11 protein-coding genes and 5 pseudogenes are annotated in these 13,557 nt (G+C 70.5%); 8 read left to right on the top strand and 8 right to left on the bottom strand.

All coding sequences use genetic code 11. From position 1 onward, the window contains the following. Window positions 1–203: 203 nt before the first annotated feature. The 6 genes and pseudogenes from IE255_RS35855 to IE255_RS40630 form a co-directional block, all read right to left on the bottom strand. The gene (locus IE255_RS35855; RefSeq protein ID WP_229906758.1) at window positions 204–1,718 is read right to left on the bottom strand and encodes an FtsX-like permease family protein; all 1,515 of its coding nucleotides are present in this window, start codon (window positions 1,716–1,718) and stop codon (window positions 204–206) included. Window positions 1,719–1,744: 26 nt separating this feature from the next. Continuing rightward, window positions 1,745–2,464, bottom strand: a complete 720-nt coding sequence (locus IE255_RS35850; RefSeq protein ID WP_190054593.1) for an ABC transporter ATP-binding protein — start codon at window positions 2,462–2,464, stop codon at window positions 1,745–1,747. Beyond that, window positions 2,454–2,996, bottom strand: coding sequence for a PadR family transcriptional regulator (locus IE255_RS35845; protein ID WP_190054592.1), 543 nt, complete (start codon window positions 2,994–2,996; stop codon window positions 2,454–2,456). The genes IE255_RS35850 and IE255_RS35845 overlap by 11 nt, the downstream gene beginning before the upstream one ends. A gap of 31 nt (window positions 2,997–3,027) precedes the next feature. Then, window positions 3,028–4,419, bottom strand: a complete 1,392-nt coding sequence (locus IE255_RS35840; RefSeq protein ID WP_190054591.1) for a M14 family zinc carboxypeptidase — start codon at window positions 4,417–4,419, stop codon at window positions 3,028–3,030. Then, the gene (locus IE255_RS35835) at window positions 4,416–4,733 is read right to left on the bottom strand and encodes an SCO4225 family membrane protein (protein ID WP_229906757.1); all 318 of its coding nucleotides are present in this window, start codon (window positions 4,731–4,733) and stop codon (window positions 4,416–4,418) included. Before IE255_RS35835 ends, IE255_RS35840 begins: the two co-directional genes overlap by 4 nt. Window positions 4,734–5,002: 269 nt before the next feature. Then, window positions 5,003–5,110: pseudogene (locus IE255_RS40630) on the bottom strand (helix-turn-helix domain-containing protein); the annotation flags it as partial. A gap of 2 nt (window positions 5,111–5,112) precedes the next feature. Here IE255_RS40630 and IE255_RS35830 point away from each other — a divergent pair. The 5 genes and pseudogenes from IE255_RS35830 to IE255_RS35820 form a co-directional block, all read left to right on the top strand. Next, window positions 5,113–5,298, top strand: a pseudogene (locus tag IE255_RS35830) (DUF6192 family protein); the annotation flags it as partial. Window positions 5,299–5,300: 2 nt separating this feature from the next. After that, a pseudogene (locus tag IE255_RS39700) lies at window positions 5,301–5,720 on the top strand (RacP protein). A 62-nt stretch (window positions 5,721–5,782) separates the two neighbouring features. Continuing rightward, a pseudogene (locus IE255_RS39695) lies at window positions 5,783–6,039 on the top strand (transposase); the annotation flags it as partial. A 76-nt stretch (window positions 6,040–6,115) separates the two neighbouring features. Next, window positions 6,116–6,328, top strand: a complete 213-nt coding sequence (locus IE255_RS35825; protein ID WP_190054590.1) for a hypothetical protein — start codon at window positions 6,116–6,118, stop codon at window positions 6,326–6,328. Between the two features lie 343 nt (window positions 6,329–6,671). Next, complete coding sequence (locus IE255_RS35820) at window positions 6,672–6,839, top strand: hypothetical protein (protein ID WP_190054589.1); 168 nt, start codon at window positions 6,672–6,674, stop codon at window positions 6,837–6,839. 301 nt (window positions 6,840–7,140) lie between these two features. On the opposite strand, the gene IE255_RS35815 is transcribed toward IE255_RS35820, so the two are convergent. After that, window positions 7,141–7,677 (bottom strand): ricin-type beta-trefoil lectin domain protein, encoded by a 537-nt coding sequence (locus IE255_RS35815; protein ID WP_190054588.1) that lies wholly within the window; start codon window positions 7,675–7,677, stop codon window positions 7,141–7,143. Window positions 7,678–7,893: 216 nt separating this feature from the next. Between IE255_RS35815 and IE255_RS39690 the strand changes: the two are divergent. The 3 genes and pseudogenes from IE255_RS39690 to IE255_RS35800 all read left to right on the top strand — a co-directional run. Further along, window positions 7,894–8,350, top strand: a pseudogene (locus IE255_RS39690) (transposase); the annotation flags it as partial. A 448-nt stretch (window positions 8,351–8,798) separates the two neighbouring features. Next, window positions 8,799–9,149: a WhiB family transcriptional regulator gene (locus IE255_RS35805; protein WP_190054586.1), complete on the top strand. Its 351-nt coding sequence runs from the start codon at window positions 8,799–8,801 to the stop codon at window positions 9,147–9,149. 196 nt (window positions 9,150–9,345) lie between these two features. Next, window positions 9,346–9,927 carry a sigma-70 family RNA polymerase sigma factor gene (locus IE255_RS35800; RefSeq protein WP_190054585.1) on the top strand — a complete coding sequence of 194 codons (582 nt, stop codon included), beginning with the start codon at window positions 9,346–9,348 and terminating at the stop codon, window positions 9,925–9,927. A 338-nt stretch (window positions 9,928–10,265) separates the two neighbouring features. On the opposite strand, the gene IE255_RS35795 is transcribed toward IE255_RS35800, so the two are convergent. After that, entirely contained in the window at window positions 10,266–13,313 is a 3,048-nt protein-coding gene (locus tag IE255_RS35795; RefSeq protein WP_190054584.1) for an AfsR/SARP family transcriptional regulator, read from the bottom strand. Window positions 13,314–13,557: the final 244 nt, after the last annotated feature.

Here is a 13,557-nt window from a genome sequence, read left to right as displayed (position 1 = left end):
TCGGGGGCGGTCTGTGGCGGTACTGATGCTGACTTAATGCTGACTTAATGCTGACTTTGATGACGGGGCGTCAGGTCCTGCTGTGGTCGGTGACGGGCGGTCGGAGCGCTGCTGCCGGAAAGTATCAACCTTGCGGCAGCGAACGTCACGGGCGCGGTGTACCTAGGCGTGCCGAAACGTCGGGGTCGTCTGCGTCGGCGAGGTCATGACGTGCGCAGCTCGGTGACCCGTGTGCTCATGCGCAGGAACAACAGGCCGACCAGGGTCACGACGACGGTCGCGGTGACCGCTCCCCCCGCCAACAGGGCGAGCTGCCCCCACGGCATGTGCACGGTGACCGGGACCTTCTCCGCCGTGAGCAGCGTTCCGTGCGCCTGCTGGTAGGCGGCATCCGCGCACGCGTCATGCGGATCACCCGGCAGCGGTGTGCAGCGCCACACTTCCATGTCCGCGGTGTCGTTCGTACTGGGGACGGTCAGCCGCGGCAGCAGCATGCCGGCCAGTGTCGCCAGGGCTACCGCCGGTACTACGGGGGAGATCACCTGCCAGCTGAGCGCGCGGGCCAGCAGGCCATGTGAGGCGCCGGTGGCGACGAGCGACGCGAGGGCCCGCCTCCGGGCCAGAATGCCGTCGGCGAGTGCCACGAGCAGCCCGGCAGCGGCGATCACCATGGCCACGAGTACGGCGTAACCCACCAGTTGGTAGGCACGTTCGTAGAAGCCGGTACCTTCCGGCACGAAGGGCTGCCCCGACAGTTCCGCGTACCGTCGCGTGTTCTCTCCCTGGGCTTTGACTTCTGCCAGGGTGAGAGCCGAGAGGCCCGCGGCGGCGGAGCCGATGACCAGCGCCACCAGCATCGCGGCGAAGGTACGGCTACCGGCGAAGGGGTCGGCCATCATGCGCCGGCCCGCCAGCAGCCCGGCGGGCCGGCGGGCGAAACGCTGCAGCAGCCGTCCGATGGCATAGGTGAGCCAGCCCGTGCCCGTCACGATGCCGACGCTGACGGCGAGGACGCCGGACACCACCAGGACGCCCACGATGATCAGCGGCAGGTCGTCGCCGCGCGGGTGGGTGAGGAAATGGCGATGGACCGGCTCGACGAGCGCGCAGGCCCCGCCGCCCGCCAGGATGAGCACGCCCGGCGCGGTACTCGGCCGGCGCCGGCGGGCCCCGCGGACCAGACCAAGTGGGGTGATCACGACCCTGCGCAGGGTGAGGAGGGCGAGAAGCAGAACGAGGATCGGCACGGCGACGGCAACGCCGGCCATCGAAACCACGGAGGGCAGAACGTCGGTGGGCAAGGGGCGTCGGCCCTCGGCGTCGGGTGCGTCGAGCAGGGCCCGGCCCACGAAGTAGACGGCGAAACCGCCTACGACGCCGAGGACCGAGGCCAGGAAGGTTTCGACCGCCGCGATCCTGACGACCTGACGAGGGGTCGCCCCGGCCATCCGGAGGGAAGCCAGTCGCCGTTCTCGGGCCGGTGCGCCGAGCCTTCCGCACTGTGCGACGAAGGTGAGGACGGGGATGGTCAGCAGTGTCATGGCGAACGCGACGCCCGGCCGCAGTCCGCTTTCGTTCAGCAGCGGGTTGCTGTACCGGGTCGCATGCCGTTCGGTGACGGCGAAGACCGTGGCCGCGGCGAGCAGCGTCACCGTGCCGAGCGCGGCGCTGAGGGCGGTCAGTGCGATTCGCGCCCTGTCGGACCGGTTGCCGGCCATGGCGAGCCACAGGGTGGTGGCGGGGCTCATCGGGTGGCTCCGGCAGTGCCGTCGCGGTGGGACGCGGGCGGGTCGAGAAGGCCGATGCCGTCGGTGTCGAGGGCGCCGTCGCGAAGCCGGATCTCCCGGTCGGCGTACGCGGCGATGGTGGCGTCGTGTGTCACCAGCACGACGGTCGTGCGCTGGGTCCTGGCCACCCGGAGCATGTGACCGAGCACCAGGTCGCCGGCGCGGGAGTCCAGCGCCCCCGTGGGCTCGTCGGCGAACAGCACTTTCGGTTCGGTGACCAGGGCGCGGGCGAGGGCCACCCGCTGCTGCTGGCCGCCCGACATCTCGCCGGGCAACTGGTCGGCCAGCTCCGCCACACCGAGCCGTTCCAGCCAGTCGGTCGCCGCGGTCATCGCTGCCCGGCGGGAGGCTCCACCCAGCATCAGCGGTAACGCCGCGTTCTCCACCGCGGTTATCTCCGCGACGAGTTGACCGAACTGGAACAGGACCCCGAAGTCCGTGCGGCGCATCGTGGAGCGACGCGACTCGTCCCAGTCGTCGAAGCGCCGGCCCCGGTAGCGTACTTCGCCGTCGTCCGGGCCGAGGATTCCCGCCATGACATGTAACAGCGTCGATTTCCCGCATCCGCTCGGGCCGGTGACCGCGACGACCTCACCTTCCTCGATCGCAACCGAGACGCCACGCAGAGCGGGGGTCGATCCGTAGGACTTCGCTACCTCGCGTGTTTCAAGAATCATGCTGCACCTCCAGGCGCAGGTCGTGGACGTACTCGAGTGCTTTCTGCATCCAGCGCGCGTCGGCGTCGAGATGGGCGATCGCGAGATCCGCGGCGAGTATCTCGCCGACCGACGCGCCCGGGTTGGTTTTGACCGCGGTCAGCTCGCGCATGCGCGCGAGGTGCGCGGCGCGCTGTGCGGCCAGGTGGTGGCGGGCGGTTGCCTCGTCGGCCACGTGAAGGGTGATCACGACTTTGGCCAGCAGCGTGCTGGACAGGTGAGGCGCCGGCGGTTCGACCTTGGACAGCCACTCGGTCAGGGCCTGACGGCCGCGGTCGGTGACCACGTACTGCGTGCGGTCTGGCCCGCCGGCCCGCTCCTGGCCCGCCTCAACGGCCAAGCCGTCCCGGACGAGACGGTTCAGCGTCGCGTACACCTGTCCGTAGGCAAGCGGTTTGGCGCCGGGCAGGTCTTCGTCGTGGGCCCGTTTCAGTTCGTACCCGTGCAGAGAACGCGATGTGAGTAATCCGAGGAGCACATGGGCTAGGGACACACCGGACTCTATTCACTGAGAGAATAGCGCGTCAAGGTCTTTGCACGTCCTTCTCATGGCGACTCCCCAGGCGCCTCAGTACGGCGAGGGCGGCGCCCATCTGCACGGCCACCAGGTCGCGCAGGGGATGCACCTCGGCCGTCAGTTCGCGCTCGGCGTCGGCGCACCAGTCCTCGAAGAGGCGACGGGTCCGTGCGAGGGCGCTGCGCACGGCCGGCGGCTGGTTGCCGGCTGCGCACTCGAGGCCGAGCCGGCGGTTCAGCAGCCCGGCGCCGCGCAACCGCAGCATGTGCACGATGCACCGGGCGGCGAACGCGTCGGCCACGGTGGCGTCCCGTTCCTGGCCGGCCCCGGCCATCGCGCCGTAGGCGAGGGCCAGGTCGGCGCTCTGCTGGAGGTGGCCGGCCAGTGCCGCGCGCATCGGCGTGGGCACCACGAGGTACGGCTTGGCCTGCTCGAGCAGCCCTCGCAGCTCCTGCCGGTCGGCTCCGAGCTGCCGGGCTGCCTCGCGCAGTACGTCGCCGTGGCGGCCGGCCGGAGTGAGGTCGTTGGCGCGTGCGTCCCGCCACAGCGGAACTTCGGTGATGAGGGTGGTCGTGCCGTGCGGCTGGGCGTAGTGCGAGCTGGAGAGCCCGGAGTCCGGGGGCGTGCCGTGGCGCGCGGCGGCGGCGGTGAGCTCTCCGGCGGAGGGCATCAGGTAGACGCCGGGACCGGATTCCGTCCAGCCCAGGGTGTCGACCGAGCCACGGGAGAGCAGCACGTCGTGTGCGGCGGCGATGGCCGCGAGATCGTCCGCCACCCCGGGCAGAGGCCGGCTGAGGATGAAGAAGACGCCGCCGAAGTCGGCGTTGTGCAGGGAGTACTGGAAGTCCGGCCGGAGTTCGTCGATGACGCGGGCCAGGGCCTGCGTCTCGGGCAGCATGCGGTCGAACCAGGCCGCGTCGTCCGTAACGGGGAAGGTCCATTCGGGCTGGTCGGCGAAGCCGGGCCGGTAGAACTCCGTGTGGTAGTGGCGCAGCGTGTACGGCCCGTCCAACCAGCCTTCGTTCAGGCGTGTGCCGTCCGGGTCGAGGCAGGGGATGAAGTGCCAGGTCAGGTCCGCTCCGTCGCGCAGGGCGGGCGTGTCCGCGACGAGCTGGGCGAGGTGCTGGACGGTCAGCAGCCCGACCGGTTCGTTGGGGTGCGGCCCCCCGACGACCAGCGCGTTCCTGCGCCCGTGCCCGACGGACAGCAGGCGCAGGGGCTCTCCGAGGCGGGAGGTGCCGATCCGCCTCAGACGGCACACGTCCGACCGGTCCGCGGCGAGACGGTCGATGAACGCGTGCAGCTCGTCGACGGTGCAGAACCTGTCGATCAGCGGCAGCGTGCCCAGCAGTTCCTGAATGGCCCCGGTCGTCAGTTCCTGGGTGGGCCCGGTCGTCACGCCCTCTCACCGCCCATGACCTTCCGCACCAGCCATCCCCAGCCCCAGGCGTTGACGACCGCGCCCAGCAAGACGGCCGCAACATAGCTGACCAGCGGCTCGCCCGGCAGCACGAGCCACACAAGGCTGCCGGGCGCGGTCAGCAGCAGCGGCCAGACGGCGGAGAAGCTGGCGTCCGCATGCTCGATCGCCACCTGGTCCGCCAGGGACCAGACGAGAACGGCGGCACAGACCGCCAGGTACAGCCGGCGCAGCAGGTTTCCGGCCGCGATGGGGCGTGCGCCGGCGGGCCGGTAAGGCGTGTTGTTCTTCATGATGTGCCCCCGAAGGATTCGGTCGATCTCGTGGTTTCTGTGGAGGGAGGCGGGCGCGGCCGGTTCACGTGGCGCACTACTCGGTGGCCTTCTCCGGCGCCGTACGGACCGCGAGCCTCCCACGGCTCTACGGCAGGGCGGCACGAGCGGTTCACCCCCGACCACATGAAGGGCAGATGCGTGCTCGGTGGTCGCACGGACTTGCCGTGCTGGGCGATGGCGCGCCACTCGCGGGGGGACAGGCCGTAGGCCGCTCGGAAGGCGCGGCCGAGTTCACGCCGGCAGGCTTCCAGCCGGCGGTGCTGGATCCAGCGGCTGACGGTGGTGTCCTGTTACTGGAAGAGCCGGTGGACGTGGCGTACGGAGACGTGGTGTGCGTTTCGTGGCCGCCGCTGGCCGGACCGTTCCGGGCCTGCGGGACCGCACTCTGGACGACGACAAACGCACGCTCGTGCACGAGAACGTCGCCCGGGTGCGGGCGACGTTGGACTGGATCGAGACGGCCGTCGACACCGGCAAGGTCGATGTCGATGACGAACTGGCCCGCCTGCTCAAGGGCGAATGAGGATGCCCCGCGCCTCACGGCGACGGGGCGATGCCGCCGGACGCCACGCGGACACCCTGCGGTTCGTGCTGTTCGAGGCCCGGCCCGTCGGCCTTGAGTTCCACCAGTTGGTACGCGCCAGCGACCTGTCGCCAGTCAGGTCCGCTCCGGACTCGCCGCGCTGAAGGACCAGGCCGCGGAGAAGGGCTGGCCCCCGCTGACCTGGACCCGGCAGGCGGGCTATCAGCTCGGAGCCGAGCGGGCGGTGCTGGAGGCATAAGAACGGGCGGTGGTCAGGGAGAAGCTGACCGAGTTCCGTCGGTTCAATCACCGGCACCGTCGCCCCGCACGCCGCAGCCCACCCGGGCGACAAGTGGGTCAAGCACATCGTCGCCCAGCTCAACTCCATCGAATCCACCCTCGACCTCATCAACAGCTCCTGACCTGCGGTGGTCCGCTCGGACGGCGGGCCAACCACCGCACAGCCCGAAGGCCCTCGCCATGGGCTCTCGCCGCCACCCCTCGGACACACCACGAACGCCGAATGAGCCCTGCTCGAAGGGCTGTTGCCCACCCCGGCCTGAGAGTAGATCCGGGCTGCAAGTGGCGGGCTCTGCCTGCGGATTTCCCGCCTGGCGCACGGTCTGGGGGCATGGCCTGCTGGGCAGCCGCCGGGAACGTCGGCCAGACCGTGACCACCTCGTTGGCCGGATCCGCCGGGACATGGGCAAAGGCCCCCGAGCGGTCGCCACCGTGATCGACCCGGGCCCGGCTGCTCGCCGAGGCGTGGATGGCGGGCTAGACGAATGTCCGGTCGCTGGCCGAGGCGGCGCGCTGCGTGCGCCAGACCGTCTGCCCCGACCTCAAGTCCGCAGGGATCGACCCCGACAACCGAACCAAGGAGACCAACGTGACCGCACCCATCACCGTCGAGGGCCTCAACGGCATCACCGACCTGGAAGACACCGACAGCCCCGTGGCCAGGGCGGTCCTCAGGGCCCGCGACGCCTGGCTTCCCCCGGGCTCAACGCCGAGGCCAAGCGGCTCATGACGCTGAGCCTCGCGGTGGGGCAGTACAACGACGTGCGCCGCGCTCGCTGCGGAGGAAGAGGCCCGCGCCGAGCGGAACCGGGCCCGGCACCTGGTCGACGTCCGGTGGGAGGCGCTGGCCGAGCCGACCAGCAAGGGCAGCTGGCTGCACGGCCATCACGCGTACGTCGTCGCTGTGGACAACGCGCACCGTGGCATCGCGCGGCGAAGGCGACAACCTGATGGCACGGAAGCCGCCCGGCTGCACGAGGAACTGGACGCCGAGCAAACCCGCCGCATAACCCTCGGCCTGGCCACCGGCGCCACTGCCCAGAACTGACAAGGGGGAGATCCTCATACGGACCATGTTCGACGTGTTGTACGTGCTGATCGTCCTCGGTGCCGTCGTCACCGGACTCTCCGTCATGATCCATCTGCGCGGCGAGCACGAGCCCCCGACTGACTGCCGCCCCTGCCGCCGCATCAACAAGCTCACCCGCTGGATCCCAAAGGGCGCAGCAACACGCGAGTAACCACCCCGACCGACCAGAACCGAGGACTGCCCGCAGCCGTTGGGCCGGCTGCGGGCATTCCTCATGGTCACGCCGTCGGCCGTCCACGGCCCCCGGGACTGCTTGTGCAGGCGGAGTCCTCGGTATCACTTTCAAGGTGGTTCAGCGCTCACGCTGCCGAGCGCCGGCCTTATCCGGGGTCGCGACGATCGGTGAGGCATGTGAGGCATGTGAGGCAGTAGGGGAAGTCCGCACTTTGTCTTCTTGGACGTCAGCCACGATGAGACGTGAGGTGCGCCGGTTATGCCGGGCGCCGTCGGTGTCAGAAGACGGGGCGGACCGACCAGAGCTGCGTCTTGGTAGCTCTGCAGGGCTCTAGCCAGACGTCCCGACCGCCATCATCGCGAACCCTGTCCCCCGATGTCAGACAGTAGTTGTCCCATGTCTTGATCACTACGCCGCCTGGGTGTGAGTAATGGAACCATTGCTGCCTCCAGTGCGTGCCGTCACCGCAGCCGAAGGTATGGACGTTCTTGTTCCACTCATCCCCATGGTCGGACCCGTTCCACAGGCAGTATCCGGTTGACGCGTTGGAGCGTCGGTATCCGGCGCGCTCGTGCCAGAGTTGGTCGCTGCGGTTGGTCCCGGGCGCCGCGTAGACGTCGCCCTGGCCGGTGCCGAAGCCGTCGTCCGTGAGGAACAGGCCGTTGTAGTTGTTCCAGATCTCCCATACGGTGCCCTGCGCTGCCGCGCCGGCCTGGGGTGCGGCCTGTGCGCCGGGGGCGGTCGTGAGGGCCAGAGCGGTGAGGGCCAGGGGGCCGACCAGGCTGGCCAGGATCTTCTTCCAGGGTGTGTTCACGGTCTTCTTTCCTGCTGCTTGATGGAGCGGGCCGGAGCAGAGCCCCGTCGATCGCGCGGCGACGGCGGCGTTCTGCGCCCGCTGGACACCCGTTGCTACGAGGAAGATCTGTTCGGGGTTCGGTCGTCTCGCGTATTGATCACAGTGAATTTCCCGCGAGATGCGCCGAGTCTCAGTGCGGCGGGTGGGGCACCTTGGACGCTCTGACTGCGGGAAATGGTCGGGATCTGCCCGGCCCTGGAGCGGGCCTTCGAGTACCGCAAGCGGCCCGGCCTCGTCCTGCTGACTGGATACCAGAGGCCGACCACGGGGCTGTGCCCGCAGCGCGGCCGTCTTCCCCGAGCGAGCCATGGAGGCTGCGGCCTCGTAGCAGACGTCGCTGCCGGGCGAAGACCTGGCGGCCCGGCTGGTGAAGGAGCTGGCGCACCGCATCCTCGAACTGGACGAGCGGATCAAGGAGAACGAGGCGGAGATCACCGCCTTGTTCCGCACCGACGACCGAGCCGGGATCATCGAGTCCCTGCCGGGCATTTGCCCGGTCCTCGGCGCCGAGTTCCTGGCGATCGTCGGCGACCTGTCCGCCCACAAGGACGCCGTCCACCTCGCCGCCCACGCCGGCCTCGCGCCGGTCCCACGGGACTCTGGCCGCAAGACCGGCAACCTGCACCGGCCCGGCACAGGCCTCACGGCCTGGGTACAGGTCGGGGCGGAAGAAGTACTCATCGGAGCAGACGATGCCCGCGTCGTGCGCGAGGCGCAGCGACTGCTCGGTCGTGGTGGCGCCCGGCGCGCGGAACGAGTAGTCGTACAGCGTGAACAGGGGAACCACCGCCACCGGCCCCTCGGCGCCCTGCCACAGCGGGTAGGGGTCCTCCGGCGGACGACGCCCAGTTCGTGTGGCCGCCTATGCCGGGCGCAGCGCCTGCGCGCGGTGATCGTCGACCGGCCGCTGACGGAGCACGTGGTGACGGAAGCACGGTCGAAGTGACCGACATGGTGAACCGGGCAGCCGTACGGCTCGTCGAGCTACACGAAACAGCCGTGGGGAGCGGTACTGGCATCTTCCAGCCGGAGCTCCGTGCACAGGCGCTCGTGGAGCTGAGAAAGGACACGCACCACCGATGGGGAACCGACGCCGCCTGCCGATGCCCCCGATGAAGGGCGACGAGCCGTGTACGACGAACTACGGGTTCTTCCCCGAGACCTATGCCCCGCACAACCCGGAAGTCGTCGCGGCCGAAGCGATGTGCCGTAGCTGCCCGCTGGTGCGCGCGTGCTTCATCTGGGCACTGGCCAATCCGTCCCTGACAGCCGACGGGATCTGGGGTGCCACCACGCCCTGGCAGCGCAAGGAGCTGCGCAAGCGTCTGCTGCACCGGCTGGGGGCCAGGGCGCTGGTGCACACGCTCCGGGCCGAGTACGCCAAAGCCGTCGCACGCCCGGATTCTCCTGGCATCCGTCGGCAGGCGTGAACCGGCGACGGCGAACGAGTGCGCCCGCGGTCGTACGGAGTGTCCGGACGGCCGCGGGCGCACGCCATGGGCCTGGTGTCCGACAGAGAAACGACAAGAATCGTCCAAGTCCACCCGATCAGTGTGGTGCCGTCCCCCGCGTTCTGCCCGGGGGCCTGCCGGAACCAACCTGATCGACGGATGAGGGCGCCACAGAATGAGGTGGACCACGGACGCCGGGCCCCGCACGGGCACCGACGGCACGACGAGACGCTCGGACGAGATCCTGAGCGGCCACCGCGAGGACTTCGTCCGGCAGTTGTACGCCGAGCACGGGACACTGCTGCTGAGCTTCGCCGCCCGCCTGCTCGACGGCGACTGGCACCGGGCCGAGGACGTCCTCCAGGAGGCCATGGTCCGGGCGTGGAAGCATGCCTCCACCCTGGGCATGAAGGTCGAGGAAGCCCGGCCGTGGCTGTTCACGGTCGTGAAGAACCTGGTCATCGACCATCACCGTGCGCGGCGGATCCGCCCGCCGGAGAACGGGTCGGTCGAGCTGCTGGACGTCCCGGTGCAGGACGCCGTCGACCGGCTCCTGACCTCCCACGTGGTGCGGGAAGCCTTCGACGAGCTGAGGGAACAGCACCGCGAGATCGTGCGGCTCATGTACGTCGAGGAGCGCAGCGTCGCCCAGGTCGCCGCACAGCTCGGCATACCCCAGGGGACGGTCAAGTCCCGTTCCTACTACGCGTTGCGTGCCCTGAGGAAGGCTCTGGCAGGCCGGAACGTCATCAGCTGAGTCCCGAGTCCGCACGAAGGCGTGCGAGGGCCCGTTCGGGATCGGGTTCGGGGACGCCGTCCCACTCGTGCGGCGGCACACCGGACAGCAGCCGGACGACCTCGTGCAGTTGCGCGCGTTCCCGCCGGCAGCGCTCGCACGTTTCGACGTGCGAGGCCGGTACCGGGCTGTCCGGTCCGTTCCGTCCAGCCAGTGTTTCGGCCGCAAGGTCAAACTTCAGCTGTTCGCAATCCATGGACCACTCCTGCGTCGCCTGCCGACCCCCCGGTATGCATCATGCAACGACGGCCGGGCCCCGGCGGTTCACCGGTAGCGGCGGCTTCGCGAACGCTCTCGGGTCAGTCGCCGTGCTGCTCGCCGGTGTCCGCCAGCCGCTGCCGTATCTCCGGGAGCGGATGCACCTCCGGACGCTCCTCGGCGAGTTCCAGCGCGAGCGTCCATGTCTGCCTGGCCGCGGCCAGGTCACCCGCGCTCAGGTGGGTGTCGCCGAGCCGCACCAGTGTTCCCACGGGCGTGAACCGGTCTCCCGCCCGCTCCATCAGGTCGAGAGCGGTCCGGTAGCACACGATGGCCTGCCGGTGATCTCCGAGGTGGTGGTGGACGTGACCGAGAGTGTTCCACACGTACGCCGCCCAGTGCGGTAAGCCCAGCCGGCGGAAGTCGGCGATCGCCTGCTGACAGTAGGGCAGGGCCTCCAGGTGCCGGCCCAGCACGGTCAGGTACCAGGCCGTCCCCTTGCACGCGACCGTCTCCAGCAACTCGTCGGAGCAGCGTCGCGCCATGTCGAGTCCCTTCAAGGCGCAGGCGAGGGCCGCTTCGTCGTCGCCGGCCCTGTGCAGGATGGCCCCGAGCGCCAGCTGCACATGAATCTGCTCCGCGGGTTCGTCACAGCCCTCGAGCAGCGCCACTGCCGTACTCATATGAGTCATGGCCTCCTCGTGCCGCCCCGCCTTGCCCAGACAGCCGGCCAGCGCGCGGTGCAGCCTCGCCTGCTCGACCTGGTCTCCGCAGCGCCGGGCCGCCCCCAGTGCGATGAAGAAGACCGCGGCCGCCTCCGACAAACGCCCCTGGGTGACCAGGTAGTCCTGGATCCGCCAGGCCAGGTGGGTGGCGTGCCGGTCGAACCCCGTGTCCGCGGCCTGCCGCAGCACGGCCCTGAGTACGGCCTGTTCCGTCGCGTACCAGGCCATGACCTGCTGCTCGTCGCCCAGGCGCTCCGGTGTCACCCCGGGGACGGGCGGCGGAACGGCGGACCACGGCGTGAGGGTGATGCTCGGGCCGCTGAGTGACGCGGTGTGCAGATAGTGGTCATACATGCGGACGAGGGCCTCGGTGCGCGCCGTCTCCGTCTCGTGTTCGCCGACCAGCTCCCTGGCGTAGATGTGCAGCAGGTCGTGGAAGCCGAAGCGGCCAGGAGCACGTTCGTTGACCATGCGCGTACGGGTGAGCTCGGTGAGCAGGCGGCGGGTGTCGGCGGGCGGCAGGCCGGCCAGGCTCGCGGCGGCGGCCGCGGAGAAGCAGGGGCCCGGGTGCAGGGCCAGCAGGCGGAAGAGCCGGGCGGCCGGCGGGGTCAGCGCACCGTACGACCAGGAGAAGACGGCGCGCACGTCGACGGCCGTGTCGAAACTGCTGAAGGCGTCGAGGGTGCCTTCGCCGGCCCGCATGTCGTCGGCCAGGGCCCCCAGGGGAAACTCCGGATGCAGCGTGGCGCGTGCCGCGGCGAGGGCCACGGCGAGCGGCAGCCGCGCACACAGACGGATGATCTCCTCGGCGGCTTCGGGTTCCGCCTGGACGCGTGGCGCTCCCAGGCGCCGGGCCAGCGCGTCCCGGACGTCGGCCACGGGCGGTGTGTCCAGGGTCAGGGTCCGGGCTCCGGCGGTGGTGACGAGTCCGTGCAGCTGGTTGCGGCTGGTGATCACGACCATGCAGCCGGAGGCACCGGGCAGCAGGGGGCGGACCTGGTCCTCGTCCCGTGCGTTGTCCAGTACCAGCAGCACGCGACGCTCGGCCAGCACGGTGCGCAGCAGGGCGGTGCACGCGGTGGTGCGCGCGGGGACGGCCGCCGGGGGCACGCCCAGTGAGATCAGGAACTGCTGGAGAACCTCCTCCGGCTCCATGGCGGCACCGCCGGGGCCGAAGCCGCGGAGGTCCGCGAACAGCTGCCCGTCGGGGAAGGAGCCGCTGACCTGGTGGGCGAAGTGAAGGGCGACGGTGGTCTTGCCGACGCCCGGTACCCCGCCGATGACCGCGACGGGGGGAGCGGCGCTCTTCCCGGCCTGCTTCGGCACAAGCGCGTGCAGGGCGTCCAGTTCGGCCCGGCGCCCGGTGAAGAAGGCGGCAGCGGGCGGCAGTTGTGCGGGGCGCAGGCCGGGGCCGCCCGCCGGGAGCACGGCGGGGTCCTCGTCGGGCAGGCCGCGCGGTGCCGTGCCGTCCGCCGCCGAACCCGGCCGCGGCTGGGGCCGGGCGTCGTCGCGGGACCCGCGAACGGTCTCCAGAACGCGCGGTTCACGCGACAGCAGGGCGTCCTCGTACCCTGCGGCGACGAGGGACCGCGAGGTGTGGGTGACGAAGGCGAGGTCGTGGCGGAGGATCGCCTCCTGCAGCTCGCTGACCACCGGGCTCGGCTGGAGGCCGAGGTCCTCGGACAGGTGTGTGCGCAGTTCCTGGAACCGTGCCAGGGCGTCGGCGTGACGGCCGGTGAAATACAGGGCGCACAGCAGCAGGCCCCACGCCACCTCCCGGAGCGGATGCCGCTCGGTGAGCGCTTCGGCCGCGCTGACGGCCTGTCGCACCTCGCCGTCCTGGAGCAGCGTGCTGATGTGCAGTTCCTCGGCCGCGACGCGGGCTTCCTCGAGCTGGGTGGCCGGGCGCACAGCGAACAGGTAGTCCCTGACGTCCTGCAGCGCCGTCCCCCGCCACAGCGACAGCGCGTACTCGACCTCCCTGCGGGCCTCCGCCGCCCGGCCGCCCGCCAGTAAGCGGCCGGCCCGGGCCACCTCCCGCTCGAAACGGACGGTGTCCCGCGCCTCGGGCGGTACGCGCAGCGCGTACCCGTTGGACTCGCGCACCAGCAGCCCGGCCTTGCCGTGCCGGGGACGCTCCGGCTCCAGCACGGTGCGCAGCCTGCTGATGTCGGCCTGCAGGGAGACCACCGCCCTCGGCAGCGGGCGTCCCGGCCACAGGTCCTCGCACAGACGGTCGGTGGAGACGACACGTCCCTCCTCCAGGAGCAGACGCACCAGGAGCCCGCGGCGTTTGGGCGGCCCGACATCGAGCACGGTCCCCGCCCGCCGGACCAGGACCGGTCCCAGCAGGCCACAGAAGAGGTCCGCCGCCGCGGTGGGCGTCTCCTTGACCTCCGTGTCGTTGTTCGTCGTGCGCTTCACAGCCTTCGTTCCGGTCCGGAAGGAGTCGCCCGACCGGTCGCACCGTCGGCTGGCCGGCGGCCGGATCGGGTGGACTCCGGGAGAAGTGGACCTCGTTGTCCACGCGAGAGGTGGCGGCAGTGGGCCGCCCTACGGCCTCAGGGGGAGTATGCGCGCGTAGATGGAGCGCTGTGGGATCGAGGCTACAACCGGCACCAGCTGCGAAGGTATCTGTCCGTGCCCGAGAACGTCTCCCAGAGAGACT

The organism is Streptomyces lomondensis (assembly GCF_014651035.1).
GTDB classification, from domain to species: domain Bacteria; phylum Actinomycetota; class Actinomycetes; order Streptomycetales; family Streptomycetaceae; genus Streptomyces; species Streptomyces lomondensis.
This window is presented reverse-complemented; position numbering and strand designations above follow the sequence as displayed.

Coding starts and splice junctions, on each gene's coding strand:
- IE255_RS35855 (WP_229906758.1), bottom strand. CDS start 1,718: ATGGCCGGCAACCGGTCCGACAGGGCGCGAATCGCACTGACCGCCCTC.
- IE255_RS35850 (WP_190054593.1), bottom strand. CDS start 2,464: ATGATTCTTGAAACACGCGAGGTAGCGAAGTCCTACGGATCGACCCCC.
- IE255_RS35835 (WP_229906757.1), bottom strand. CDS start 4,733: ATGAAGAACAACACGCCTTACCGGCCCGCCGGCGCACGCCCCATCGCG.
- IE255_RS35820 (WP_190054589.1), top strand. CDS start 6,672: ATGTTCGACGTGTTGTACGTGCTGATCGTCCTCGGTGCCGTCGTCACC.
- IE255_RS35805 (WP_190054586.1), top strand. CDS start 8,799: ATGGGGAACCGACGCCGCCTGCCGATGCCCCCGATGAAGGGCGACGAG.
- IE255_RS35800 (WP_190054585.1), top strand. CDS start 9,346: ATGAGGTGGACCACGGACGCCGGGCCCCGCACGGGCACCGACGGCACG.